This window comes from Mycolicibacterium llatzerense (assembly GCF_000878195.1).
In the GTDB taxonomy this organism is placed as follows: domain Bacteria; phylum Actinomycetota; class Actinomycetes; order Mycobacteriales; family Mycobacteriaceae; genus Mycobacterium; species Mycobacterium llatzerense.
In genome coordinates this window covers 1-1115 of the sequence record NZ_JXST01000095.1, presented here as the reverse complement: position 1 = coordinate 1115, position 1115 = coordinate 1, and the positions used below count along the sequence as shown (strand labels likewise).

The following is a 1115-nucleotide window of genomic DNA, read 5'->3' as shown; positions in this document are numbered from 1 at the left end:
TGTACTGCTTATCTGCTTAATTGGACCTATGCTGGTCAGCATGGGTACTGCAGAGGGTGGGCCGGTCGGCGGGGTCGACTATCCGCGCACGTTCCAGGAGTTTCGGAGCTGGTTTCCCGATGAAGCGGCGTGTTTGGAGTATCTGGCGAATCTGCGCTGGCCGGAAGGATTTCGCTGCCCCGTGTGTAATGGCGATCGGGCGTGGCAGACCTCGACGCAGCATTGGAAGTGCGTGGCCTGTGGCCGTAAGACGTCGGTCACCGCCGGGACGATCTTTCATCGCACCCGCACACCCTTGACCACGTGGTTTGCAGCGATCTGGCTGGTCACCTCGCAGAAGAACGGAGCCTCGGCGCAGAACCTGCATGACATGCTCGGCCTGGGGTCCTACGAAACCGCGTGGGTCTGGCTGCACAAACTGCGGCGCGCGATGGTGCGTCCCGATCGTGAGCTGCTTTCCGGCGTGGTGGAGGTCGACGAATCGTTCATCGGCGGCCGCGCAGCCGGACGTGATGGTGCGTCCACGTCCAAGGTTCCCGTGATGATTGCGGTGGAAAATATTGGTACGCAAGTGAATCGGAAACTGCGTCTCGGCCGGATTCGGTTAGGAGTCGCTGATGCGCCCGGCTCCAAACAGCTCGTGGATTTCGCTCGCAGCACTGCTGAACCCGGCTCGCTGATCCGCACCGATGGCGCCCGGATGTTCCGCGTGCTGGCCAGCGAGGGCTACCGACACGAGTACATCTCCGGCTACAGCTCGCCAGAGCCGGGTCATGTGACCCTGCCGGGTCCACATCGCATCGCATCACTGCTCAAACGCTGGAATGCCGGCACCCACCACTATCGAGTCGAACGCGAGCACCTGCCGTACTACCTCGACGAATTCACGTTCCGGTTCAATCGCCGCAGGTCAAAGGCCCGAGGAATGTTGTTTTACCGGCTACTGCAACAGGCCGTGAACACGGACCCGCATCCGCTGACCGATCTCATCGGTGGAACCGACGCCCCACTGCATGACATTGAACGCCTACCGGAGATCGATCAAGAGTTGTTGCCTAGCAACACCTTTGGCGAATTCTAGCCACCGGGTCCACTTAAGCAGATAAGCAGTACAT

At 60.5% G+C, this 1115-nt stretch carries 1 protein-coding gene; it reads left to right on the top strand.

Going from position 1 to position 1115, the window contains the following annotated elements:
* Positions 1 to 40 precede the first annotated feature (40 nt).
* Positions 41 to 1081 carry an IS1595 family transposase gene (locus TL10_RS29325; protein ID WP_043988452.1) on the top strand — a complete coding sequence of 347 codons (1041 nt, stop codon included), beginning with the start codon at positions 41 to 43 and terminating at the stop codon, positions 1079 to 1081.
* Positions 1082 to 1115 lie beyond the last annotated feature (34 nt).

Excerpts from the sequence above, each read along its gene's own strand:
- TL10_RS29325 (WP_043988452.1), top strand. The coding sequence starts at position 41 with ATGGGTACTGCAGAGGGTGGGCCGGTCGGCGGGGTCGACTATCCGCGC.